At 52.1% G+C, this 22,361-nt stretch carries 22 protein-coding genes and 1 riboswitch; of the genes, 11 read left to right on the top strand and 11 right to left on the bottom strand.

Translation table 11 applies throughout. The features are described from left to right. Positions 1-26: 26 nt before the first annotated feature. Positions 27-644: a glycerol-3-phosphate 1-O-acyltransferase PlsY gene (plsY, locus tag OGY18_RS13870; RefSeq protein WP_003828443.1), complete on the bottom strand. Its 618-nt coding sequence runs from the start codon at positions 642-644 to the stop codon at positions 27-29. A gap of 106 nt (positions 645-750) precedes the next feature. Between plsY and folB the strand changes: the two genes are divergently transcribed. Together folB and bacA are read left to right on the top strand one after the other, a co-directional pair. Then, complete coding sequence (gene folB, locus OGY18_RS13865; RefSeq protein ID WP_003828442.1) at positions 751-1,119, top strand: bifunctional dihydroneopterin aldolase/7,8-dihydroneopterin epimerase; 369 nt, start codon at positions 751-753, stop codon at positions 1,117-1,119. A gap of 86 nt (positions 1,120-1,205) precedes the next feature. Next, complete coding sequence (bacA, locus tag OGY18_RS13860; RefSeq protein WP_286553375.1) at positions 1,206-2,024, top strand: undecaprenyl-diphosphate phosphatase; 819 nt, start codon at positions 1,206-1,208, stop codon at positions 2,022-2,024. Positions 2,025-2,133: 109 nt separating this feature from the next. Here bacA and OGY18_RS13855 read toward each other — a convergent pair whose 3' ends face one another. After that, the gene (locus OGY18_RS13855; RefSeq protein ID WP_286553374.1) at positions 2,134-3,369 is read right to left on the bottom strand and encodes a multifunctional CCA addition/repair protein; all 1,236 of its coding nucleotides are present in this window, start codon (positions 3,367-3,369) and stop codon (positions 2,134-2,136) included. Between the two features lie 62 nt (positions 3,370-3,431). Further along, on the bottom strand, positions 3,432-4,052 hold the full coding sequence (locus tag OGY18_RS13850) for a TIGR04211 family SH3 domain-containing protein (protein WP_003828434.1): 621 nt from the start codon (positions 4,050-4,052) through the stop codon (positions 3,432-3,434). A gap of 241 nt (positions 4,053-4,293) precedes the next feature. Here OGY18_RS13850 and OGY18_RS13845 point away from each other — a divergent pair, with 241 nt between their 5' ends. From OGY18_RS13845 to glgS, 4 genes are all read left to right on the top strand, one after another. Then, positions 4,294-5,595: a CYTH domain-containing protein gene (locus tag OGY18_RS13845; RefSeq protein ID WP_048215523.1), complete on the top strand. Its 1,302-nt coding sequence runs from the start codon at positions 4,294-4,296 to the stop codon at positions 5,593-5,595. Between the two features lie 125 nt (positions 5,596-5,720). Further along, positions 5,721-8,561: a bifunctional [glutamate--ammonia ligase]-adenylyl-L-tyrosine phosphorylase/[glutamate--ammonia-ligase] adenylyltransferase gene (gene glnE, locus OGY18_RS13840; protein ID WP_164562475.1), complete on the top strand. Its 2,841-nt coding sequence runs from the start codon at positions 5,721-5,723 to the stop codon at positions 8,559-8,561. A 59-nt stretch (positions 8,562-8,620) separates the two neighbouring features. Continuing rightward, on the top strand, positions 8,621-10,054 hold the full coding sequence (gene hldE / locus OGY18_RS13835; RefSeq protein ID WP_003828429.1) for a bifunctional D-glycero-beta-D-manno-heptose-7-phosphate kinase/D-glycero-beta-D-manno-heptose 1-phosphate adenylyltransferase HldE: 1,434 nt from the start codon (positions 8,621-8,623) through the stop codon (positions 10,052-10,054). 296 nt (positions 10,055-10,350) lie between these two features. Continuing rightward, on the top strand, positions 10,351-10,557 hold the full coding sequence (gene glgS / locus OGY18_RS13830; protein ID WP_008785836.1) for a cell surface composition regulator GlgS: 207 nt from the start codon (positions 10,351-10,353) through the stop codon (positions 10,555-10,557). A 33-nt stretch (positions 10,558-10,590) separates the two neighbouring features. On the opposite strand, the gene ubiK is transcribed toward glgS, so the two are convergent. Beyond that, complete coding sequence (gene ubiK / locus OGY18_RS13825) at positions 10,591-10,887, bottom strand: ubiquinone biosynthesis accessory factor UbiK (protein ID WP_003828426.1); 297 nt, start codon at positions 10,885-10,887, stop codon at positions 10,591-10,593. A gap of 132 nt (positions 10,888-11,019) precedes the next feature. Then, positions 11,020-11,169: riboswitch (FMN riboswitch) on the top strand. 106 nt (positions 11,170-11,275) lie between these two features. Between ubiK and ribB the strand changes: the two genes are divergently transcribed. Then, complete coding sequence (gene ribB, locus OGY18_RS13820) at positions 11,276-11,929, top strand: 3,4-dihydroxy-2-butanone-4-phosphate synthase (RefSeq protein ID WP_003828424.1); 654 nt, start codon at positions 11,276-11,278, stop codon at positions 11,927-11,929. An 84-nt stretch (positions 11,930-12,013) separates the two neighbouring features. Here ribB and dsbI read toward each other — a convergent pair whose 3' ends face one another. Genes dsbI through assT form a run of 3 tightly spaced genes read right to left on the bottom strand, consistent with a single transcriptional unit; the run spans position 12,014 to position 15,194 of the window. Beyond that, positions 12,014-12,691, bottom strand: a complete 678-nt coding sequence (gene dsbI, locus OGY18_RS13815; RefSeq protein ID WP_003828423.1) for a protein-disulfide oxidoreductase DsbI — start codon at positions 12,689-12,691, stop codon at positions 12,014-12,016. A gap of 14 nt (positions 12,692-12,705) precedes the next feature. Continuing rightward, positions 12,706-13,374 carry a thiol:disulfide interchange protein DsbA/DsbL gene (locus tag OGY18_RS13810; RefSeq protein ID WP_063941833.1) on the bottom strand — a complete coding sequence of 223 codons (669 nt, stop codon included), beginning with the start codon at positions 13,372-13,374 and terminating at the stop codon, positions 12,706-12,708. Positions 13,375-13,397: 23 nt separating this feature from the next. Continuing rightward, positions 13,398-15,194, bottom strand: a complete 1,797-nt coding sequence (gene assT, locus OGY18_RS13805; protein ID WP_286553367.1) for an arylsulfate sulfotransferase AssT — start codon at positions 15,192-15,194, stop codon at positions 13,398-13,400. Between the two features lie 397 nt (positions 15,195-15,591). On the opposite strand from assT, the gene OGY18_RS13800 reads away from it, so the two are divergent. Then, positions 15,592-15,768 carry a hypothetical protein gene (locus tag OGY18_RS13800; protein WP_003828416.1) on the top strand — a complete coding sequence of 59 codons (177 nt, stop codon included), beginning with the start codon at positions 15,592-15,594 and terminating at the stop codon, positions 15,766-15,768. A gap of 65 nt (positions 15,769-15,833) precedes the next feature. Here OGY18_RS13800 and zupT read toward each other — a convergent pair whose 3' ends face one another. Beyond that, on the bottom strand, positions 15,834-16,607 hold the full coding sequence (gene zupT / locus OGY18_RS13795) for a zinc transporter ZupT (protein ID WP_003024600.1): 774 nt from the start codon (positions 16,605-16,607) through the stop codon (positions 15,834-15,836). Positions 16,608-16,754: 147 nt separating this feature from the next. Here zupT and ygiD point away from each other — a divergent pair, with 147 nt between their 5' ends. After that, positions 16,755-17,543 carry a 4,5-DOPA-extradiol-dioxygenase gene (gene ygiD, locus OGY18_RS13790; RefSeq protein ID WP_003828413.1) on the top strand — a complete coding sequence of 263 codons (789 nt, stop codon included), beginning with the start codon at positions 16,755-16,757 and terminating at the stop codon, positions 17,541-17,543. Positions 17,544-17,628: 85 nt separating this feature from the next. On the opposite strand, the gene OGY18_RS13785 is transcribed toward ygiD, so the two are convergent. The 3 genes from OGY18_RS13785 to tolC all read right to left on the bottom strand — a co-directional run bounded on the left by OGY18_RS13785 (position 17,629) and on the right by tolC (position 21,104). Then, a complete protein-coding gene (locus tag OGY18_RS13785) occupies positions 17,629-18,789 on the bottom strand; it encodes a glutathionylspermidine synthase family protein (protein WP_003828411.1) in 1,161 nt (386 codons plus the stop codon). 5 nt (positions 18,790-18,794) lie between these two features. Continuing rightward, positions 18,795-19,472 carry a DUF1190 family protein gene (locus OGY18_RS13780; protein WP_003024591.1) on the bottom strand — a complete coding sequence of 226 codons (678 nt, stop codon included), beginning with the start codon at positions 19,470-19,472 and terminating at the stop codon, positions 18,795-18,797. Between the two features lie 147 nt (positions 19,473-19,619). Then, positions 19,620-21,104 (bottom strand): outer membrane channel protein TolC, encoded by a 1,485-nt coding sequence (tolC, locus tag OGY18_RS13775; RefSeq protein ID WP_003828407.1) that lies wholly within the window; start codon positions 21,102-21,104, stop codon positions 19,620-19,622. Positions 21,105-21,309: 205 nt separating this feature from the next. On the opposite strand from tolC, the gene nudF reads away from it, so the two are divergent. Both nudF and OGY18_RS13765 read left to right on the top strand, forming a co-directional pair. Then, a complete protein-coding gene (gene nudF / locus OGY18_RS13770; RefSeq protein ID WP_286553365.1) occupies positions 21,310-21,942 on the top strand; it encodes an ADP-ribose diphosphatase in 633 nt (210 codons plus the stop codon). After that, entirely contained in the window at positions 21,939-22,361 is a 423-nt protein-coding gene (locus tag OGY18_RS13765; protein WP_003024582.1) for a DUF1249 family protein, read from the top strand. The genes nudF and OGY18_RS13765 overlap by 4 nt, the downstream gene beginning before the upstream one ends.

Raw genomic sequence — 22,361 nt, 5'->3', positions numbered from 1 at the left:
CGTTGCGTCGCTATCCGACAATAAAATCACTCGGGGTCTCGTTCGCGTTTTTTCTTCAGCTTGGTCCAGATCTTCGGCTCCTGACGACGCCACAGACGCTGAATGTTGTCGTGGTGACGAAGCAGAATTAAGCACGACAGCATGGACACCGGAAAAGTGAACTGGGGATTGAACCACCAGACGTAAAAAGGGGCGATCAGCGCGCTGACGATAGCGCCTAACGACGAGTAGCCGCTTAATAAGACGGTCAGCAGCCAGGTCCCGGCCATCACGCCGGTTAAGTCCCAACCAATCGGCGCAATCGCGCCAAAAGCGGTGGCAACGCCTTTCCCACCTTTAAAGCCGAAGAATACCGGCCAAATGTGGCCCAGACAGGCGGCGATTGCGATCAATCCCAGCCAGAAGGGGCTGACGCCTAGCGCATAGGCCCCCCAGACGGGTAACATACCTTTCAGGACGTCGAAAATCAGCACCGCGACGGCGGCTCCCTTGCCACCGATGCGCAGCACGTTTGTCGCGCCCGGATTCCCAGAGCCGCTGTCGCGCGGGTCCGGCAATCCAGCAAGGCGGCATACCAGAATAGCACTGGAAATTGAGCCACAGAGGTACGCGAAGATAATCATTCCAGGCGCGATTGCACTCATAAGCTGTTCCGTTTTGAAAATGTCGTGTAAAACGCTACTTCTGTGGATAATACGCATATTTCGCCGGAAGTGGTATCCGGGTTAGCCAAAAAGCAGGCAGGTCGTGATGGATATTGTATTTATAGAGCAACTTTCTGTAATCACCACTATTGGTGTTTACGACTGGGAACAAACGATCGAACAACAATTGGTGTTCGATATCGAAATGGCATGGGATAACCGCAAATCGGCTAAAAGCGATGATGTGGCTGATTGCCTGAGCTATGCTGATATTGCTCAAACGGTTGTTAATCATGTGGAAGGTGGGCGCTTTGCGCTGGTAGAACGGGTTGCGGAAGAGGTGGCGGATCTGCTGCTTAGCCGCTTTAATTCTCCCTGGGTACGGATCAAACTCAGTAAACCTGGCGCGGTAGCCCGTGCGGCGAACGTCGGGGTTATCATTGAGCGTGGCAATAATCTGAAAGAAAATAATTAATTTAATAATTTCTAAAACAAACGGGTATAAAAGGGTCCTTTCGTCGGCTCTTTTTTGCCGTGGTTTCTCTATCTAGGGGTTTATTAATGAGTGATATGCACTCGCTGCTGGTAGCGGCAATTTTGGGTGTGGTCGAAGGATTGACGGAATTTTTACCCGTTTCCAGTACCGGCCATATGATTATTGTTGGCCACCTGTTGGGTTTTGAGGGTGACACTGCAAAAACATTCGAAGTGGTTATCCAGTTAGGTTCTATCCTGGCCGTAGTGGTCATGTTCTGGCGACGTCTGTTTGGCCTGATCGGTATTCACTTCGGCAAGGCTCCGCATGAAGGCACTGGCAAAGGTCGACTGACGCTGGGACATATCCTGTTGGGGATGATTCCAGCCGTGGTACTGGGGCTAATCTTCCACGACACTATCAAATCGCTGTTTAACCCGATCAACGTGATGTATGCGCTGGTGGTAGGTGGTGTACTGCTGATTGCCGCAGAATGCCTGAAGCCGAAGGAGCCACGTGCGCCGGGGCTGGATGATATGACCTATCGCCAGGCGTTTATGATTGGCTGTTTCCAGTGTCTGGCGCTGTGGCCGGGTTTTTCTCGCTCCGGGGCGACGATTTCTGGCGGCATGCTGATGGGCGTGAGTCGTTACGCGGCCTCGGAATTCTCCTTCCTACTGGCTGTGCCGATGATGATGGGCGCGACGGCGCTGGATCTCTACAAGAGCTGGGCTTTCCTCAGCGCATCAGATATCCCGATGTTTGCAGTCGGATTTGTGACGGCGTTTATCGTGGCGCTGGTGGCGATCAAAACCTTCCTGCAACTGATTAAACGCATCTCGTTCATTCCGTTTGCGATTTACCGCTTTATTGTGGCGGCTGCCGTTTACGTCGTGTTCTTCTGATGACTTACCGTGGTGCCGGATGGCGGCGTTCTGCCTTATCCGGCCTACGGGTTATATCCGTGTCGAACCTGTAGGCCGGATAAGCACAGCGCATTCGGCAACGCAGTGTCTACGCTTTCGGGCAACGCTGCTCCTTCCAACTGGCTACCGCCGCGATGCGACGCCGGGTCAGTTCTTCACGAATTGCCTGACCTTTGAATCCAGCTTCAACCACGTCTTTCGTTGGCACCGCCTGCGCAACCTGCCAGGCTTCGCGCAACAGCCTGCCTTGCGGATAATCTGCCGCTTCAAAACCGGTTCGCCCACGCACATCAGCCTCGCTGGTGAGGGCGATTTGCTCCACGCGCTGCGGTTTGCGCCAGGCATCTATGGAATCAAACAGCTTAACGATGGTTTTTGGCTGCAGGATCGGGAAGGTATGAATGAGGTCGTGGAACTCGGAAACCAGTTTGGCTAAATCACGGATGTCATTCGGTACGCGCAGGCGCTGGCACAGTTGTTCGACAAGCTTAACACCCGCCGGACCGTGGCCGTGATGGCGCGGCCACAGCGCTTTAGGCGTCAATGCTTTGCCAAGATCGTGGCACAGCGTAGCAAAACGCACGTCGACTTCCGGACTTAACATGGCTGCCATCGACAGCGTCATCAGCGTATGAATACCGGTGTCGATTTCCGGATGCCACTGCGCGGGGGCAGGAACGCCAAACAAAGCATCTACTTCCGGAAACAGGACGCGCAGTGCGTCGCAGTCGCGCAGGACCTGAAAAAATATCTGTGGGTTACGGGTGGTTAATGCGCCTTCGGTTTCTTTCCACACCCGCTCTGGTGTCAGATGCTCCAGTTCACCAGCGATGGTCATGTCACGCATCAGCGTCATGGTTTCTTTAGCGATACGAAAACCGAGGTGCGCATAGCGGGCAGCAAAACGCGCCACGCGCAGCACGCGCAGCGGATCTTCGCTAAAGGCAGATGAAACATGGCGCAGCAGACGGTTTTCCAGATCGTCGCGTCCGTTATACGGGTCGATAATCTCCCCGTTGTCATCGCGGGCCATTGCGTTGATGGTCAGGTCACGACGCTGAAGATCGGCCTCCAGCGTGACATCTGCGGCGGCATAGCAGGTGAATCCGGTGTACCCCGAGCCTGACTTACGTTCGGTACGCGCCAGCGCATACTCTTCGCGGGTTTGCGGATGCAGAAACACGGGAAAATCGCGGCCTACCTGCTGGTAGCCCGCGTCGAGCATTTCTTGCGGCGTGGCGCCAACAACAACCCAATCTTTATCTTTAATCGGTAGCCCTAATAACGCATCCCGAACAGCACCACCGACCAGATAAATCTTCACGCCACTTTCCTTTTGAAAACTATGATCCCTTAATCATATGTCAGTGTGGCGGAGAAGGCGATTCAGTTCATCCAGCGATCTTTGCGTTTACGGCTTGGGATCATGTGTGGCAGAACCAGGCCGAGCAGCAGACCAAGACCCAACACGCCGCCACCGTACATAAACCACTGCATGATGATGGTGCGCTGTTTGTCATCAAGCTGAAGGTTGGCTGCGCTGACCTTCTTTTGCGCCACGATAAGCTCGTTTTTCAGCTTCTGGTTTTCTTGTTTCAGCCCGTCGATCACGCTGTCGCTTTGCGCTACCTTTTGCTGCATATCGGCGGTGCGCTGGTTCCACGTGGTATCGATATTATTGAGCTTATCGGTCAAGGTCTTAACCTGGTTTTCCAGGTCGGGAACGCGGGTACGCAGGCTCGGCGTACTGTTCAGCTCTTTCAGCGGGATCCAGGCGGTACGTCCGGTGCTGTCTTTCACCTGGCCGTAGTTAGTGTTGGCATCAGTCTGTAATAGCGTGACTTCCTCGCCGGCGTTAACCGTACCCACGAGGCGATAATTATCTCCCGGACCGCTGCGGACCCAGGTGTTCAGTTCGTCAGAGACATAGCGCTTTTCTTCGGCATGAGAGACTGCAGTGGCGCTAAGTGCGAGTAAAGTTAATCCAATCAGGCGTAATTTTGGCATCAGGCTGTCGTTATTGTCATAGAAAGTGGAACGATAGTAGTGGCATCAGTGTCTCTACGCAAAGCATTCGACATCAATCGGAATCATCTGTGTCCTTTTTGCCACCACTCGAAACTTTTACGCCCGTCAAATTGCTCGTTGCATGGCAATTTGGCGCAAAATACTATCTACTGACCATAAAGAACGAACTTAGTTCGCAGTCAGTTTTCTCAACTGTGACATAACCCATAAGTACAAGACCATGGCCCAGGAAATCGAATTAAAATTTATCGTCAATAGTGACGCTGTAGATGCGCTACGTGAACGTCTGAATACGCTGGGGGGAGAGCATCATGCGCCCAGTCAGTTGCTGAATATCTACTACGAAACACCGGATGCGTGGTTGCGTGGTCACGATATGGGGCTGCGTATTCGCGGTGAAAATGGTCATTACGAAATGACCATGAAAATTGCCGGACGCGTGACGGGCGGACTGCACCAGCGGCCAGAATATAACGTTGCGCTAAACGCGCCTGAGCTGGACCTCACCTTGTTCCCAACGGAAGTCTGGCCTGATGGCGAGCTGCCTGCTGAACTTGCTTCTCAAGTGCAGCCGTTGTTCAGCACCGATTTTTACCGTGAGAAATGGTTGGTTGATGTTGATGGCAGCCGGATTGAAATGGCCCTCGATCTGGGGGAGGTGAAAGCGGGCGAGTTTGCAGAACCTATCTGTGAGCTTGAACTTGAACTGCTAAGCGGCGATACCCGTGCGGTACTGAAGCTGGCAAACCAGCTGGTTTCGCAAACCGGTTTACGCCAGGGTAGCTTGAGCAAAGCAGCGCGCGGTTATCACCTGGCTCAGGGGAATGCGCCGCGCGAACTCAAACCGACACGCATTTTGAAAGTTCCGGCGAAAGCGAGTATTGAGCAGGGGCTGGAAGCGGCGCTGGAGCTGGCATTATCACAGTGGCAGTACCATGAAGAGCTGTGGGTGCGCGGCGTTAAAGGGGCGAAAGCCGAGGTGCTGGCGGCTATGGGCCTGGTGCGTCACATTCTGATGCTTTTTGGCGGTAATGTGCCGCGAAAAGCGAGCGCTCACTTACGTGATTTGTTGACCCAGTCGGAAGCGATCATTTCGTCGGACGTTTCTGCTGTTTCGGCGGTTTACAGCACGCAAACGGCAATGGCCAAGCTGGCGCTGACCGAATGGCTGGTGACCAAAGGATGGCAGCCGTTCCTTGATGCGAAGGCGCAGGGAAAAATTGCCGACTCCTTTAAGCGTTTCTCGGATACCCATCTTTCACGCCATGCCGCTGAGCTGAAGACCGCTTTTGCGCAGCCGCTGGGCGATCAGTACGCCGATCAGCTTCCTCGTTTGACGCGCAACATTGATAGCATGCTGATGCTGGCGGGATACTACGATGAAAATGTCGCATCAGAATGGATCGCCAACTGGCAGGGTTTGCGCCACGCCATTGCGGCCAACCAATATATTGAAATTGAACACTTCCGTAACGAGGCAATTGCACTGGAACCGTTCTGGCTGCACAGCGGAAAACGATAATCAGGGCCGAGGCCGGGATGCCTGATGGCGCTGCGCTTATCAGGCCTACGCGATGTGTGTAACTGTCATGTAGGCCGAATAAGGCGAAAAGACGCATCCGGCACCATTCAAAGGATAACCCGTAAATGAAGCAGCTCTCTTCACCGTTACAGCAGTACTGGCCGACCGTTGTTGAGCGGCTGCCAGCAGCAATATCTGAGTCCTCGCTTAGCGTTCAGGCGAAGTCAGTACTTACATTCAGTGATTTTGTCCGTGACAGCATTATTGCCCATCCCGAATGGCTGGTTGAGCTGGAAAGCACCCCACCCCTGGCGGATGAATGGCAACACTATGCCGACTGGTTACAGCAAGCATTGGCTGACGTTAGTGACGAAAACACGCTGATGCGTGAGTTACGCCTGTTTCGCCGTCGCATTATGGTGCGTATCGCCTGGGCACAGACGCTGTCGCTGGTGACCGAAGAGAGTATTTTGCAGCAGCTAAGCCATCTGGCTGAAACGTTGATCGTCGCCGCGCGTGACTGGTTATACGCCGCCTGCTGTCGCGAATGGGGTACGCCCTGTAATCCTGAAGGTGTGGCGCAGCCGCTGCTGATTTTAGGCATGGGGAAACTGGGTGGCGGCGAGCTGAATTTTTCCTCCGATATCGATCTGATTTTTGCCTGGCCAGAACATGGCAGCACACAGGGCGGGCGCCGCGAGCTGGATAACGCCCAGTTCTTTACCCGTATGGGCCAGCGGCTCATCAAGGTATTAGATCAGCCCACAATGGATGGGTTTGTCTATCGGGTGGATATGCGTTTACGCCCGTTTGGCGACAGCGGTCCGTTGGTACTGAGCTTCTCTGCGCTGGAGGATTATTACCAGGAGCAAGGGCGCGACTGGGAACGCTATGCGATGGTCAAAGCCCGCATTATGGGCGATGCCGACGGCACTTACGTCAGCGAGCTTCGTGCCATGCTGCGGCCTTTTGTTTTCCGTCGCTATATTGATTTCAGCGTGATCCAGTCGTTGCGTAACATGAAAGGGATGATTGCGCGTGAAGTGCGCCGCCGTGGTCTGAAAGACAACATCAAGCTGGGGGCGGGCGGTATTCGCGAAATTGAATTTATCGTGCAGGTATTCCAGCTTATTCGCGGTGGGCGCGAGCCGTCGCTGCAATCCCGCTCGCTGTTACCGACGCTTAGCGCCATCAATGCGCTGCACCTGCTGTCTGATACCGATACGGAACAACTGCGAGCAGCCTATCTCTATTTACGCCGCCTGGAAAACCTGCTGCAAAGTATCAATGATGAACAGACCCAGACGCTGCCAGGCGATGAACTGAATCGCGCGCGGCTGGCGTGGGGGATGAACGTTGATGACTGGCAGCAATTAACTGATGTGCTGGCCAATCATATGGACAACGTACGCCGGGTATTTAACGAGCTGATTGGCGATGACGAGGCCGAAACTCAGGAAGAGTCGCTCTCAGAACAGTGGCGCGAACTGTGGCAGGATGCATTACAGGAAGATGACACCACGCCGGTGCTGACGCATCTGGCGGATGACGATCGTCGGCGCGTGCTGTCTCTGATAGCCGATTTCCGCAAAGAGCTGGATAAACGCACTATTGGCCCACGCGGACGCCAGGTGCTGGACCATTTAATGCCGCATCTGCTGAGCGATGTCTGTACGCGTGACGACGCCTCAGTCCCGCTGTCGCGCATTACCCCTCTGCTGGTGGGGATTGTTACCCGTACGACCTATCTGGAACTACTAAGCGAATTCCCCGGGGCGCTGAAGCATCTGATTTCGCTCTGTGCGGCCTCGCCGATGGTCGCCAGCCAGCTGGCGCGGTATCCGCTGTTGCTTGATGAACTGCTGGATCCGAACACCCTGTATCAACCCACCGCGACGGACGCCTACCGTGATGAGCTGCGCCAGTATTTGCTGCGCGTGCCTGAAGATGATGAAGAGCAGCAACTGGAGGCTCTGCGCCAGTTTAAGCAAACGCAGCTACTGCGTATTGCCGCGGCTGATATCGCCGGTACACTGCCGGTGATGAAGGTGAGCGACCATTTAACCTGGCTGGCGGAAGCTATTATTGATGCGGTAGTCCAGCAGGCGTGGACGCAGATGGTCGCGCGCTACGGTCAACCCACTCATCTTAGCGAACGCGAGGGGCGTGGTTTTGCCGTCGTCGGTTATGGCAAGCTGGGCGGCTGGGAACTGGGGTACAGCTCGGATCTCGATTTGATCTTCCTGCATGACTGTCCGATGGACGTGATGACGGACGGTGAGCGTGAGATTGACGGGCGACAGTTCTATCTGCGCCTGGCGCAGCGCATTATGCACCTCTTTAGTACCCGTACTTCGTCCGGTATTTTATACGAAGTGGATGCGCGTTTGCGTCCGTCAGGGGCGGCGGGGATGCTGGTGACATCAGCTGACGCTTTCGCCGATTATCAGCGTAACGAAGCCTGGACATGGGAGCATCAGGCGCTGGTGCGTGCTCGCGTAGTGTACGGCGACCCGCAGTTGACCTCTCAGTTTGATGCGATTCGTCGCGATATCATGACCCTCGTCCGTGATGGGAAAACCTTGCAGACCGAGGTGCGCGAAATGCGTGAGAAAATGCGTGCCCATTTGGGTAATAAGCATCGCGATCGTTTTGATATCAAAGCGGATGAAGGCGGCATCACAGATATTGAGTTTATTACGCAGTATCTGGTGCTGCGCTATGCGCATGAAAAACCGAAGCTGACGCGCTGGTCGGATAACGTGCGCATTCTGGAATTACTGGCGCAAAACGACATTATGGACGAGCAGGAAGCGCTGGCGCTTACCCGTGCTTATACGACGTTGCGTGATGAACTTCACCATCTTGCATTGCAGGAACTTCCGGGCCATGTGGCGCCGGAGCACTTCGACGCTGAACGTACACTAGTGCGTGACAGCTGGCAGAAGTGGCTGGGTGCCGAGTGAAGTGTGCTATTATCGCGCGCAAATTTTAAGACACTCAGAGAATCTCTCAGGAGACAGGAATGAAAGTAACTCTGCCAGAGTTTGAACGTGCAGGAGTCATGGTTGTCGGTGATGTGATGCTGGATCGCTACTGGTACGGTCCTACCAGCCGTATTTCACCTGAAGCGCCTGTTCCGGTGGTAAAAGTGGATACCATCGAAGAACGTCCCGGTGGCGCAGCAAACGTGGCGATGAACATTGCCTCTCTGGGAGCGAATTCGCGCCTGGTGGGCCTGACCGGTATTGACGACGCGGCGCGTGCGCTGAGCAAAACGCTGACGGATGTAAACGTAAAATGCGATTTCGTATCCGTGCCGACCCATCCGACGATCACCAAACTGCGCGTGCTTTCCCGTAATCAGCAGCTGATTCGCCTGGATTTCGAAGAAGGTTTTGAAGGTGTGGATCCGCAGCCGCTGCACGAGCGTATTAACCAGGCGCTGGGTTCTATCGGTGCTCTGGTGCTCTCCGACTACGCCAAAGGCGCGTTGGCAAGCGTGCAGCAGATGATTGCTCTGGCGCGTAAGGCTGGGGTGCCGGTGCTTATCGATCCGAAAGGAACCGATTTTGAACGCTACCGTGGCGCAACGCTGCTGACGCCGAACCTGTCTGAGTTTGAAGCGGTGGCGGGCAAGTGCAAAAGCGAAGATGAACTGGTTGAACGCGGCATGAAAGTGATTGCTGATTTCGACCTTTCCGCACTGCTGATCACGCGATCCGAGCAGGGGATGACGTTACTGCAACCGGGCAAATCGCCGCTGCATATGCCGACGCAGGCGCAGGAAGTGTATGACGTGACCGGTGCAGGCGATACGGTTATTGGCGTGCTGGCGGCGACGCTGGCGGCGGGTAACTCACTGGAAGAGGCGTGCTATTTTGCTAACGCCGCAGCCGGTGTTGTCGTTGGTAAGCTGGGGACCTCTACCGTTTCACCGATCGAGCTGGAAAACGCCGTGCGCGGTCGGGCTGATACTGGCTTTGGCGTGATGAGCGAATCTGAGCTGAAACAGGCCGTTGCCAGCGCCCGCAAGCGCGGCGAGAAAGTGGTAATGACCAACGGTGTGTTCGACATCCTGCATGCGGGCCATGTTTCCTATCTGGCGAATGCGCGCAAGCTGGGCGATCGCCTGATCGTGGCGGTCAACAGCGATGCTTCGACCAAACGTCTGAAAGGTGAAACTCGTCCGGTCAACCCGCTGGAACAGCGTATGATCGTACTGGGCGCGCTGGAATCTGTCGACTGGGTGGTCTCTTTTGAAGAAGATACGCCGCAGCGTCTGATTGCTGGCATTCTGCCGGATCTGCTGGTCAAAGGCGGCGACTATAAGCCGGAGCAGATTGCGGGCAGTGAAGAGGTGTGGGCGAACGGCGGTGAAGTGCTGGTGCTGAACTTCGAAGATGGCTGCTCCACGACTAATATCATCAAGAAGATCCAGAAAGACAGCGATAAGTGAACCCTGACCTGATAGCCGGATAAGCGAAGTTCCTTCAGGCTTACAGGATGTACCGATTACAGGCCGGATAAGACGTTTGCGCGTCACAATCCGGCTTTTTTTCGCTTTATTCTTCAGCCGCTGCGCCTCTTTCCCTGATATACCCGCCATACTTCAAGCCTTCTTAGATTTCATAGGAAACTGTGAACCCGCGCAGTAGTTTTGCGCACAATATGTACAGAATAACTTCGTATCCAGGGAAATACTGAAATTAGAAAAAGCATATGGCCTTAGCAGATATTCAATAACTGGAGGGTATGCTCATGAACAGCAATATGTATTCACTAAACAATTTCGATTTCCTGGCCCGTAGTTTTGCCAGGATGCAGGCTGAGGGCCATCCCATTGATATCCAGGCGATAACCGGGAATATGGATGAAGAACATCGTAGCTGGTTTTGCAAACGCTATGCGCTGTACTGCCAGCAGGCGACGGAAGCCAGGAAGCTAGAACTGGAACACTAACAGAAAAACGGGCCTTGCGGCCCGTTGTCGTTTTTACTCTTGCGGATCGACTGACGGGATCGCGGGGGCAGGTTTAATTTCTGCCGTTTTATCACGTGATTCAAGCTCAGTCAGACGTTGCTCAAGCATCGCCAGCTTTTCGCGCGTGCGCAATAAAACCTGAGTCTGTACATCGAATTCTTCGCGGCTTACCAGATCCAGACGGGTCAGCTGTGACTGCAGCGTTTGACGAATTTTCTTCTCGACGTCTTCGCCAAACTCGCGGATCCCTTTCGGCATCGACTCGTGAACCTGACGAGCAATCTGCTCAATTTTTTTCGGGTCAATCATTGTGGTTTCCCTGAACTGGTACGTGTTGCTGCCTATTGTAGTGCGAACTGGCACAGGCATAAACCAGAATTGTGTGAAGCTAAGACGAGTAAAGGCGTTGATGAAGGTAATCAATAGCGTTATAGTTAACCCGCTTATTCTCAGGGCGGGGCGAAATTCCCCACCGGCGGTAAATCAACTGATGTTGAAAGCCCGCGAGCGCTTTTTGTTACGGCAAAAAGGTCAGCAGATCCGGTGTAATTCCGGGGCCGACGGTTAGAGTCCGGATGGGAGAGAGTAACGATCCAGTCGGGCATGGACCCGCTCACGTTATTTTTTTGCCGCTTAGACGGTACTCCTAAGACTGCCCTGATTCTGGTAACCATAATTTTAGTGAGGTTTTTTTACCATGAATCAGACGCTACTTTCCTCTTTTGGTACGCCTTTCGAACGTGTTGAACATGCGCTGTCTGCGCTGCGTGAAGGACGCGGTGTAATGGTGCTTGACGACGAAGACCGTGAAAACGAAGGCGATATGATTTTCCCGGCAGAAACCATGACTGTTGAACAGATGGCGCTGACCATCCGTCACGGTAGCGGTATTGTATGCCTGTGCATCACTGAAGACCGACGCAAACAGCTCGATCTGCCAATGATGGTGGAAAACAACACCAGCGCTTACGGTACCGGTTTTACCGTGACCATTGAAGCCGCAGAAGGCGTGACCACCGGCGTTTCCGCTGCAGACCGTGTTACTACGGTACGTGCGGCAATTAAGGATGGCGCTAAACCTTCCGATCTTAACCGTCCGGGGCACGTTTTCCCGCTGCGTGCTCAGGCAGGTGGCGTGTTGACCCGCGGTGGTCATACTGAAGCAACCATCGACCTGATGACGCTGGCAGGGTTTAAACCGGCGGGTGTGCTGTGCGAACTGACCAATGACGATGGCACCATGGCGCGTGCGCCAGAATGCATCGAATTTGCCGGTAAGCATAATATGGCTGTGGTTACTATCGAAGACCTGGTGGCTTACCGTCAGGCGCATGAGCGCAAAGCCAGCTAATTGCTGACTACCGCGACAACCGTGGTAGGGATAAAAAAACCGAAGTCAGTTTTCTGGCTTCGGTTTTTTGTTATTGCGGCCTGGCTATTTTTTTCTGGCCAGTTTAAGTGCCCAGGCTCCGCTCATTACCAGCAACAGCACTAAACACAAACCAAAGGCGAGCAGGCAGGCCTGCGCCATATTCATAAAATGCCATGGCGGGAGCAGATACCAGCCTTCGGACTGCTGGTACAGATCGACAAACCACTTTTGCGTACTGCTGAGCGCTACGCCATCGGGAACGACAGGTGCGTCATAGCCGCAATCTCCAGTGGGCTTAAACCATTCTGGAGCCCAGTTTGCCAGTGGCAAATTGAAAGGGAATGTCGGATCGGTGGAACATCCCTGTACACCAAAGAGTGAATCCGGGTCCGGGTTATGTACTGCATAATGGATGCCATTAAGTTTGATTGAAAACTTAATGCCCATAATGCTGCCATAAAATGCCGCAATGCAGCCGACCAGTTTTAGGATGAGGTTTTTAGGGTTTATTGCCGCGATCAGCCCACCGAAAACCATCACAAACATGGCAAAGCGGATGTATACACATTGCTCGCAAGGGGCCATGTAGAGATAGATTTGGAAGAACGAGTGCGCCAGAATAATTAACCCACCCATGGCACAAGCCATTAGCAACCACAAAAAGCGTCGCTCCTGCCATCTCACCAGGGTATCAACCGGTGCGGTACATAAGTCTCGCCACAATCCTTTGATAAAATCCATAGCCGGTTCCCTGTTTATTTTGTCGCCAGCTCTCTGACAAGCTCAGCCATGGAATCAATCGATTTGATGCTTTTGGTGTAGATCAGGTACTTACCATTGACGACGTAAGCCGGAACCCCCTGGATTTTGGCAACATCATAGGCCGCTTTCCATTTTTCCAAGGTCTCCTGAACTACGGGTTCTTTTAAGGCGTTCTCGAAGTCTGCTTGACTCATACCCGCAGCATCCAGCCCTGTTTTGATGAATGAAGCGGGATCTTTACCGTCAGACCAGCGTTCCTTCTTGTCGTGGTAGGCAGTGTAGTAAGCAAACTTGGCTTTTTTGAACTGTGATTTGGCGTCAAACAATGAGACCCCTGCGGCCTGATCCTTCGCAATCATTACTGCAAATACTTCACTGGCCTGTTTACCGTATTCTCCTTTGGTCTCGAGATGAAAAGGTGTGAAGGCGACGAGATCGGCAACTTTTTCTGACACCGGGCCGGTCACGGCTTTATCATATTTGTAGCAGAATGGGCAGGCATAGCTGAATACTTTGATCAACGTTTTATCAGCATTGGGAATCGGTTTCTCCAGCACCATATAGTCAGTACCTTCAGTAAAAGCCGATGCTGCAAATGGTGTTACCAGCGCCGCCGTTAATACCACGCTTTTAAATAATGAAGTAATCCATTTAGATGACATAATTAATCCTTAACCTAACGATACTATTTAAACATTTGTTGTGGGCGAACCAGTAATGCGCGGTAGTGCGTTTGGTTTGGTTTATCGGAAAGGACATCAATTTCGACTTTGACTTCTTTTGTTTTGTAGTCAATTTCGTTGATTTTGCCGGTGGTTGGCTGTCCAACGTCAAATAAATTAATAGAACCACCAAATCCAAACATGGTGTCGCGGTCTTTTTGATATTCAATTACCGACGTGATAGGACTGTAGAAATCATAACCGCGCTCTTTCCCGTACTCCCAAATTTGCTGAACGGTTCCTTTTTTCTCGTCAATTTTATATTCGACGAACCGGGAATATTTCATTGTTGGTAGCGCCGGTTGTTCGAGTCCACGCCCATCGCCATTGTCAAAGATGGTTAGCGTTCCTTTGCTGGAGAGCCAGGCGGTGTGTTGGGTGTAGGTAAAATCGAAATCAGTATTCTCGCACTTACCGTTTTCATCACACTTCAGCGCATTGCCCTTATCATCAACCGGTTTTAACAATTTGCTTGCCAGCGACTTATTCCAGCCTTTAGACGGTGCCAGAATCCATTTCACCTGTTTATCGCGACCGATTTTGACGACACCCTGATGGCGGGAAGAAAGAATGATGGAGTCATCTTTAGCGTCATAGGCAATGGAGTTGACGTGAGCCCAGTTACGGCCCGCACCAACGCCGAGGGCGTCACCATAGGGGGTATCTGGCTCCAGTTTCGCCTGTTGGCCTGCGTGAGCGAGATCCACGTTGACGCATACCGCGCCTGCGTCCAGCGCACCCAGCAGCGCGTCACGCATCGGGTCGAGAATTTTGGTTAGATCCCACACGTCAACAACACGTCCAGATTTATCGACTTCAATAATCTGGTCGCGGATGGTATGCACGTGAAGACCATCCTCTTTGCGATAGTCGCGTTTACCTACGCGCAGCAATACAGTGTTATTGACCGTTTCGATCGATTCATGTGATGCATCCATGAATCCGCGCGGTAGTTTATGGTCGGCCAGAATCTGGCCCAGCATATCGAATTCATACCAGTGCTGGCCTTGTACGGCGGTGAATGTGCCGCGCGGTGTCTCACGAATACCCATCAGGTAGCCGCGCTTGTTGATATCCATGTCGTGGCCGTCATAGAAGGTGTCCTGATCCAGCCACCACCGATATTCGCCTTCCGTATCGACGACAAAGGTAAAGGGTGCGATATCAAAGGGGAGTGCGCCGCCAGCTGGACCCGCATCCAGGATGCCGGCATTTTTATCTTTTTCGCCATGCCAGTGGAATTCTGCACCCTGCGGGGTAAAGGTGTGGGTATTCACCAGATAAAGACGATCTTCAAAACCCGGTGCTACTTTAATCACTTTTGTTTGCTGCAAATCAGATATTGAGCGGTTATCCATGTAGTGATTTACGATGGCGGAAGTTTGCACCACATAATCATCTTTCATGGCCTTACCGTTTTCTTTATATTCAACGGTTACCTTATTTGCGAACTTTTGATAAAGGCCAAAAATAGGAATGCCATCGTACGTGGCGAGTGACTCTTTGCCGACGGTATAAGTCACCGGAACGCCTTTTTCATCTTTACCATGGACGGTAACTTTAACATCTGAAATAACGTGGCTATCTAATTCAACCAGCGCAGTAAGCGGGGCATTTCCATAAGGGTCAACTACTATTGCGCCCAATTTTCCTGCAGGCTGGGCCGGTTGAAAACCAGCGGCAAGAGAGTTTCCTGCTGCCAATCCAAATGTCAGTGCCAGAGTCCCAGCCAGAAGTGTTTTTCGGTATTGTGTATACATGGATATATCTCCTTATATTACCTATAAATATAATTTTGCTGAATATATTATGTTTTTACTATTTTGATAAAATAAAATGGTATTACTAATGCTACATTTCACAATGTATTAATTAATGTTGATGAAATGTATTATTCTGCAGGAGCTAATTTTTATTATTTTCTGGATAGTATGAGTGCGATATTTTAAGAACAATATTTATTATTGCGTAGTGTGATCTTGTCGACATTGTTTTAATTGTTTATAACGAGTTTGGCTAATAGCTTAGCCGCTGATTTATATGATCGAAATCATATATTTGTTTCTGAAATATGCCACTATATGAGTATGTCAGAATAAGGTTATGTAAAATTTTAACGTTAAATGTTTAATGATGTTAAATTTTAAGGGTAGAAGAATGTTTATTGCCTGGTATTGGATTGTATTAATTGCACTCGTTGCGGTGGGTTATTATTGTCATATGAAACGTTATTGTCGGGCATTCCGCCAGGACAGAGATGCCTTACTTGAAGCGCGAAACAAACTCTTTCGCCGCTCTGGTGAAGATAACAGCGCGATTAAGGAACAGGATTAGTCCTTCATATTCTGCTATGGATGAGCGGATGCTGTAAATTTGCAGAGTGGCATCCGCCCTCTGGATTATCCGATTCCCATCGACTGGAGGATGACGAGGCTTAACCCCATCACCGACATTCCACATAACACCCCATAGCTGGGATTATTATTGGGATCGATCTCTTTTGCCAACGGCATCAATTCATCGACGGACAGCGCCACCATAATACCTGCGACAGCCGCCATTATTGCCGCCATCACCACCGGTGATATAAGGCTACCGAGAATTAACCACGCCAGTACGCCGCCCAGTATTTCTGCCATACCTGAAATCCCTGCCCAGAATATCGCCGTACGTTTGGAGCCTGTGGCGGCATAGACGGGACCCGCCACCGCTAATCCTTCAGGAATATTGTGCAATGCAACGGCGAGGGCAATACCAAAGCCCAGCTCAAGGTTGCTACTGGCGGTAACAAACGTCGCAATCCCTTCAGGAAAGTTGTGCAGGCTGATGCCGAGCGTTAATAAAATCGCGGTGCGTTTAATAGAGCCGGGTAGAGGCTGCGTTGTTTTTTGTACCAGATCCTGAGGGTGCGCGTGCGGCAATAGACGGTCTAGACCAAAGTAGCCCAGTAAGCCGACGATAAACATTCCGTAGCCCAGCACTGGCGACATACCTTCAGCGGCCAGCGCAGCAGGTAGCATCTCCATAAGGGAGATCAGTAGCATAATCCCGGCGGCGAAGCCTAAAGAAAAGGCGAGAACGCGGTTAGACGGTTTTTGCCCTAACACGCCGAGAAATGCGCCGATAAACGTGGCGGCACCTGCCAGTAAAGTCAGAAGTAAAGGTACTGACATCGACAAATAAAACTCCTTATCAATCTGCTGTCCGGGTTGGATCGTCAAAATAACTGATGATCTTCATCATGGTTATCTGAGTTCTTCATCAACCGAATAAGCGTATTGTGGTGGTATCAAAATGACTCCCTCAGTAAGGATATCATCATGTCTTCAACTCGTATGCCAGCATTGTTTTTGGGCCACGGTAGCCCGATGAATGTTCTGGAAGATAACGTTTATACCCGTGCCTGGCAGCAACTGGGGGAAACGTTGCCGCGTCCGAAAGCCATTGTGGTGGTCTCGGCGCACTGGTTCACCCGTGGAACGGGTGTGACTGCGATGGAAGCCCCCAAAACGATCCACGATTTTGGCGGTTTTCCGCAAGCATTATATGACACCCATTACCCGGCTCCTGGTTCTCCTGAACTGGCGCAGCATCTGGTTGACTTACTTGCTCCAGTGCCTGTGACCCTGGACAAAGAAGCCTGGGGTTTTGACCACGGTTCCTGGGGCGTGCTGATCAAGATGTATCCGAATGCGGACATTCCGATGGTGCAACTGAGCATTGATAGCACCAAACCCGCGGCATGGCATTTTGAGATGGGCCGTAAGCTGGCGGCACTGCGTGATGAGGGCATTATGCTGGTGGCCAGTGGTAACGTGGTGCATAACCTGCGCACTGCGCGCTGGCACGGTGAGAACACGCCTTATCCGTGGGCGACTTCATTCAATGATTATGTTAAGGCAAACCTGACATGGCAGGGACCGGTTGAGCAGCACCCATTGGTGAACTATCTCGATCATGAAGGTGGATCGTTATCAAACCCGACGCCGGATCACTATCTGCCGCTGCTGTATGTACTCGGGGCATGGGACGGTAAAGAGTCTGTCACGATCCCGGTAGATGGTATTGAGATGGGAAGTTTAAGTATGTTGTCGGTGCAGGTTGGATGATGAATGCCCGATGGCACTGCGCTTATCGGGCAATAAGTTCATGCTGAAGGCCGGGTAAGGCGGAGCCGCCACCCGGCACTCTCAATTATTCGACAAAAATATGCGGATAGAAACGTGACAGATCCTGTGTGATCAACGCGCGGTCTTCACGAATGCCGATCCCGGCTGGTTGATCGTTGATCAGCCAGCTGCCAATCAGCATATAGCTGTCGCCAAACTTCGGTAGCTGATGGAACTGCTGCACGATCATACCTTCTTCACCGTACGGTCCTTCCACTGCTTCGATCGTTTTACCGTTCTCAACAATGGAGACGTTAGCCCCCTCGCGTGAGAAGATCGGTTTGACGACGAATTTATCCATCTGCGGATGATCGTCTTCGGCGAAGTACGCTGGCAGCAGGTTCGGATGGTCCGGGAACATTTCCCATAACAGCGGCAACAGTGCTTTATTGGAGATAATGCTCTTCCAGGCCGGTTCCAGCCAGCGAACGCCAGCATCTTCCAGCTTGGTGGAGAACATTTCACGCAGCATGAATTCCCATGGATAGAGCTTGAACAGGTTAGCGATTACCTGATCCTGCATGTCGGTGAACTGACCTTTTTCACCAAGACCAATATCTTCTACATAGAGGAATTCTGTAGCGATCTCAGCTTCGGCCGCGCAATCCTGTAGATACTGGATCGTACCGCGATCTTCCACCGTATCACGACAGCAGGTCAGATGAAGCAGTTGAAAACCATACTGCTCACGCAGCTCGGTGAAACGCTCGATCAGTTTTTCCTGCAGACTGTTGAACTGATCGCTGCCTTCCGGCAGGTTGCCCGCATTGAGCTGATCTTCCAGCCAGATCCACTGGAAAAACGCGGCTTCGTACAGCGAGGTTGGCGTATCGGCGTTGTTTTCTAAAAGCTTGGGTTCACCCGTGCCGTCCCATGCCAGATCGAGACGTGAATAGAGCGACGGTTGCTGCGTCTGCCAGGACTGGCGGACAAAGCCCCAGGTATGCTTCGGAATGCGAAACTTGGTCATCAACTCATCGCTGGCGATGACCTTTTCCACCACCTTGAGGCACATTTGATGCAGCTCTGCGGTGACCTCTTCCAGCTTTTCGACCTGAGCAAGGGTGAGCTTATAGTACGCGTCTTCACACCAGTACGGCTCGCCGTACATCGTGTGAAAATTGAAACCGTATTCGGTGGCTTTGTCGCGCCAGTCCGGGCGCTCAACAATACTGACTCTTTCCATGACGATCAGCCACCCATTGAACGTGTGGTGGTGCCGCTTGCGCTACGCTGCATGGTGCTCTGTTTGGCCACAGACTCACCAAATCCGCCGCGGGTTACGGTAGAGGTGGTGGCAGGTTTCGGTGCCATAGCGGTTTTCGGTACGGTCATGGTGCGACCCGGCGTTGCTGCACCGTAGTTTTTACCGCTGGCATCCGTGTATTTGCCGTAAGCCGGGCTGGCTGGGTTTTTCGAGCTGAACAGCGGTTGCTGAGCGCCCATTCCGCCGCCCATCAGTCGGCCCATCATGTAGCCCGCCATCAGCGGCATCCAGAAGCTGCCGCTGCTTTGATTCTGCGCCTGAGCCTGGCCTTCACCGGTCGGCGCCATACCTGCTTGCGCAGGAGCCTGCTGGCACTGGCCTTCGCCGAATTCAGCGATACAGTCTTCACGAGTGGCGTATTTTGGCGCGGTACGTTCAGCTTCTTTCAGCGCATTGTTAAACGCAGTAGTACATTCGGCGCTTTTACCCGGGTTAGCTGCAGAGCAGTCGTCAGCGTTCTGATAAAGCGAAACCGTTTCGTCGCTCTTTTCACAGCCCGCGAGCATAAACACAGCGGTAACTGCCAGGGCGACAGGAGTCAGATGGCGCGCGCTCCAGCTTTTGCGGAACGAGGCGTGATGTATAGATTTTGTCCGTTTCATTTATGTCTTCCAGTACCCAGTGGTAACTCTGCTCAGAATAGAGGATGACTGGTCGAAATTGAAGCGGGAAGAGGCGAGAATGCGGAAGAAGAGGCGGATCTTTACGTTGTCTTACGTTCAGACGGGGCCGAAGCCCCGTCATCAGCATCAGTTACGGAACGGGTTGTTGCCGTTGCTGCTGGTTGAACGCGCGGCCGTTGGCTGAGCCGCAGGCGTCGCGCTGTTGGACGTATAACCGTCCGCCGCGGCATCTTGCTGCGCGTTTTCCGGCGCGATCGTATCCGGAGTCGTGGATACGGGTTTACCCAGCGTATTGTTCAGTGCTACCAGATCCTGCTCGTTCAGCGTACCGAGCGCAGATTTGACGTTTAACTGGTTAATAAGATAGGTATAACGCGCATTCGCCAGTTGCTGCTTGGCGTTGTACAGCGTGGTGGTGGCATCCAACACATCCACGATGGTACGTGTACCTACGGAATAGCCAGCTTCCATCGCATCCAAAGAGCTTTGGGCCGAGACAACCGCTTGTTTGTACGCGTTAATGCTACTGATAGACGCATTAATGTTGTTGAACGAAGAACGCACGGTCTGCACCACGCTGCGGTGCGCGCTTTCCAGCTGTTCGCTCGCGCCAACAAAGTTGTACTGCGCTTGTTTCACCTGCGAGTTAACCATTCCACCCTGATACAGCGGCAGCGAGAAGCTCAGACCAATTTTGTTCTGGCCCATATTGCTGTCGTCGTACTGATTACCCGTCGCGCCACCGTGGGTTTTTGACCCGCTGTAGGAGGTGTCAGATACCCCGGTAGAGGCGGTCAGGTCCAGAGTCGGTAAATGACCATCCTGCGCCAGACGAATCTGCTCACGCGCCAGATCCTGGCTCAAACGGGCCTGCAATAATGACAGGTTGCGGTTTTCTGCTTCTTTCAGCAGCGCGTTCACCGCCTGCGGTTTGTTGGTTTTAAAACCATCAACGTTCAGTGAAGCCAGTTCCGGGTAGTAGTTACCGGTTACCTGGCGCAGCTGTTCTACCGCGTTATCCAGATTGTTACGCGCGGTAACTTCGTTCGCCAGTACAGTATCGTATTGTGAACGGGCGTTCTGTACGTCAGTGATGGCAACCAGGCCAACGTTAAAACGCTGAGTGGTCTGATCTAACTGACGATAGACCGCATCTTTCTGTGCCTGGGTATAAGAAAGCACGTCAATTGCGTTCAATACGTTAAAATAGGCTGTGGCGGTATTCAGGATCAGCGTTTGCTGATCGGTCTGATAGGTCACGTCTTGGATGCCCGCTGATTTTTCTTGCAGCGTCAGGGCACGCCATTTAGACATGTCAAAAATAGACTGAGTTAACTGCAAAGATGCGCTGGTTGCATTGGAGTTGACGCCATTTGCATCACGGTAGCCATTGCTGTAGGTGTAATCGGCACCTAAACCCAGTTGCGGCAGCAATGGACTACGCGCTTCGTTAATTTTTTCGAATGCAGCATCGCGATCGGCGGCGGATTTACGCAATTCCGGGTTGCTCAGGCGTGCTTGCTGATAAACCTGCATCAGGTTTTCTGCCTGGCTCAAAGTACTGAACCCCGACAGGCTCAGGCCGATAAGGATGGGGAGCAATTTCTTCATTTGCATTCCTTGTTGTGAAGCAGTATTTAGCGCTGATCAAATTGTAAAAATATTTGCTGATTCTAGCAGAATCCGCCACTTCAAAAAGTTGGCGTTACGTGCCATACGGCGTTAATTTGCATCAATTTAACACAAGGGCGTTCAAACATCAGTCAAACGACCTTGAAATTCACATTTTAATCACTATTGGTTTCAGGACAGCACAATGCGTAAACCAGACAACTTGCCAATGACTTTCACTAAAAATGATGTAGAAATTATTGCACGAGAAACGCTATACCGCGGTTTTTTTTCACTGGATCTTTATCGGTTTCGCCACCGCCTGTTTAACGGGGGGATGAGCGGTGAGGTAACGCGCGAAATTTTTGAGCGCGGACACGCGGCTGTCTTGCTACCCTTTGACCCTGAGCGGGATGAAGTTGTGCTGGTCGAGCAGATTCGTATTGCGGCATTTGATACCAGCGAAAGCCCGTGGCTACTGGAAATGGTAGCCGGAATGATCGAAGAGGGCGAAACCGTTGAAGATGTAGCCCGTCGTGAAGCAATGGAAGAGGCCGGGCTGGAAGTTAAAAGGACGAAACCCGTTCTGAGCTATCTGGCAAGCCCGGGTGGCACCAGTGAGCGTCTGTCTATTTTAGTCGGCGAAGTGGACGGCACGACCGCGAGCGGAATACACGGTCTGGCTGATGAAAACGAAGATATTCGTGTTCATGTGGTAAGCCGGGAACAGGCTTACCAATGGGTAGAAGAGGGGAAAATCGACAACGCAGCGTCTGTCATCGCCTTGCAATGGTTACAGCTGCACTATCAAGAGTTAAAAACTGAGTGGAAAAAATGAAGCGTTACACACCTGACTTCCCTGAAATGATGCGTCTGTGCGAAACCAACTATTCGCAATTGCGCCGCCTGCTGCCACGTAATGATGCAGCCGGTGAAACAGTGAGCTATCAGGTAGCAAACGCACAATATCGGTTAACGATCGTTGAATCGACCCGATACACTACGCTTGTCGCGATCGAACAAACGGCACCGGCCGTCACTTACTGGAGCCTGCCGTCATTGACTGTGCGCCTGTATCATGACGCAAGGGTGGCTGAAGTGTGTTCAAGTCAGCAGATCTTTCGCTTCAAAGCGCGGTATGATTATCCAAATAAAAAGTTGCATCAACGCGACGAAAAGCATCAAATTAATCAGTTTCTGGCCGACTGGTTACGGTACTGTTTAGCACATGGAGCGATGGCGATTCCGGTTTATTAG

The organism is Citrobacter sp. Cpo142 (assembly GCF_030332425.1).
GTDB classification, from domain to species: domain Bacteria; phylum Pseudomonadota; class Gammaproteobacteria; order Enterobacterales; family Enterobacteriaceae; genus Citrobacter; species Citrobacter portucalensis.
This window is presented reverse-complemented; position numbering and strand designations above follow the sequence as displayed.

What these genes read in the sequence shown, in the direction of transcription:
- plsY (WP_003828443.1), bottom strand. Translation starts at nt 644, where the DNA reads ATGAGTGCAATCGCGCCTGGAATGATTATCTTCGCGTACCTCTGTGGC.
- folB (WP_003828442.1), top strand. Translation starts at nt 751, where the DNA reads ATGGATATTGTATTTATAGAGCAACTTTCTGTAATCACCACTATTGGT.
- bacA (WP_286553375.1), top strand. Translation starts at nt 1,206, where the DNA reads ATGAGTGATATGCACTCGCTGCTGGTAGCGGCAATTTTGGGTGTGGTC.
- OGY18_RS13850 (WP_003828434.1), bottom strand. Translation starts at nt 4,052, where the DNA reads ATGCCAAAATTACGCCTGATTGGATTAACTTTACTCGCACTTAGCGCC.
- OGY18_RS13845 (WP_048215523.1), top strand. Translation starts at nt 4,294, where the DNA reads ATGGCCCAGGAAATCGAATTAAAATTTATCGTCAATAGTGACGCTGTA.
- glnE (WP_164562475.1), top strand. Translation starts at nt 5,721, where the DNA reads ATGAAGCAGCTCTCTTCACCGTTACAGCAGTACTGGCCGACCGTTGTT.
- hldE (WP_003828429.1), top strand. Translation starts at nt 8,621, where the DNA reads ATGAAAGTAACTCTGCCAGAGTTTGAACGTGCAGGAGTCATGGTTGTC.
- glgS (WP_008785836.1), top strand. Translation starts at nt 10,351, where the DNA reads ATGCTCATGAACAGCAATATGTATTCACTAAACAATTTCGATTTCCTG.
- ubiK (WP_003828426.1), bottom strand. Translation starts at nt 10,887, where the DNA reads ATGATTGACCCGAAAAAAATTGAGCAGATTGCTCGTCAGGTTCACGAG.
- ribB (WP_003828424.1), top strand. Translation starts at nt 11,276, where the DNA reads ATGAATCAGACGCTACTTTCCTCTTTTGGTACGCCTTTCGAACGTGTT.
- dsbI (WP_003828423.1), bottom strand. Translation starts at nt 12,691, where the DNA reads ATGGATTTTATCAAAGGATTGTGGCGAGACTTATGTACCGCACCGGTT.
- OGY18_RS13810 (WP_063941833.1), bottom strand. Translation starts at nt 13,374, where the DNA reads ATGTCATCTAAATGGATTACTTCATTATTTAAAAGCGTGGTATTAACG.
- assT (WP_286553367.1), bottom strand. Translation starts at nt 15,194, where the DNA reads ATGTATACACAATACCGAAAAACACTTCTGGCTGGGACTCTGGCACTG.
- OGY18_RS13800 (WP_003828416.1), top strand. Translation starts at nt 15,592, where the DNA reads ATGTTTATTGCCTGGTATTGGATTGTATTAATTGCACTCGTTGCGGTG.
- zupT (WP_003024600.1), bottom strand. Translation starts at nt 16,607, where the DNA reads ATGTCAGTACCTTTACTTCTGACTTTACTGGCAGGTGCCGCCACGTTT.
- ygiD (WP_003828413.1), top strand. Translation starts at nt 16,755, where the DNA reads ATGTCTTCAACTCGTATGCCAGCATTGTTTTTGGGCCACGGTAGCCCG.
- OGY18_RS13785 (WP_003828411.1), bottom strand. Translation starts at nt 18,789, where the DNA reads ATGGAAAGAGTCAGTATTGTTGAGCGCCCGGACTGGCGCGACAAAGCC.
- OGY18_RS13780 (WP_003024591.1), bottom strand. Translation starts at nt 19,472, where the DNA reads ATGAAACGGACAAAATCTATACATCACGCCTCGTTCCGCAAAAGCTGG.
- tolC (WP_003828407.1), bottom strand. Translation starts at nt 21,104, where the DNA reads ATGAAGAAATTGCTCCCCATCCTTATCGGCCTGAGCCTGTCGGGGTTC.
- nudF (WP_286553365.1), top strand. Translation starts at nt 21,310, where the DNA reads ATGCGTAAACCAGACAACTTGCCAATGACTTTCACTAAAAATGATGTA.
- OGY18_RS13765 (WP_003024582.1), top strand. Translation starts at nt 21,939, where the DNA reads ATGAAGCGTTACACACCTGACTTCCCTGAAATGATGCGTCTGTGCGAA.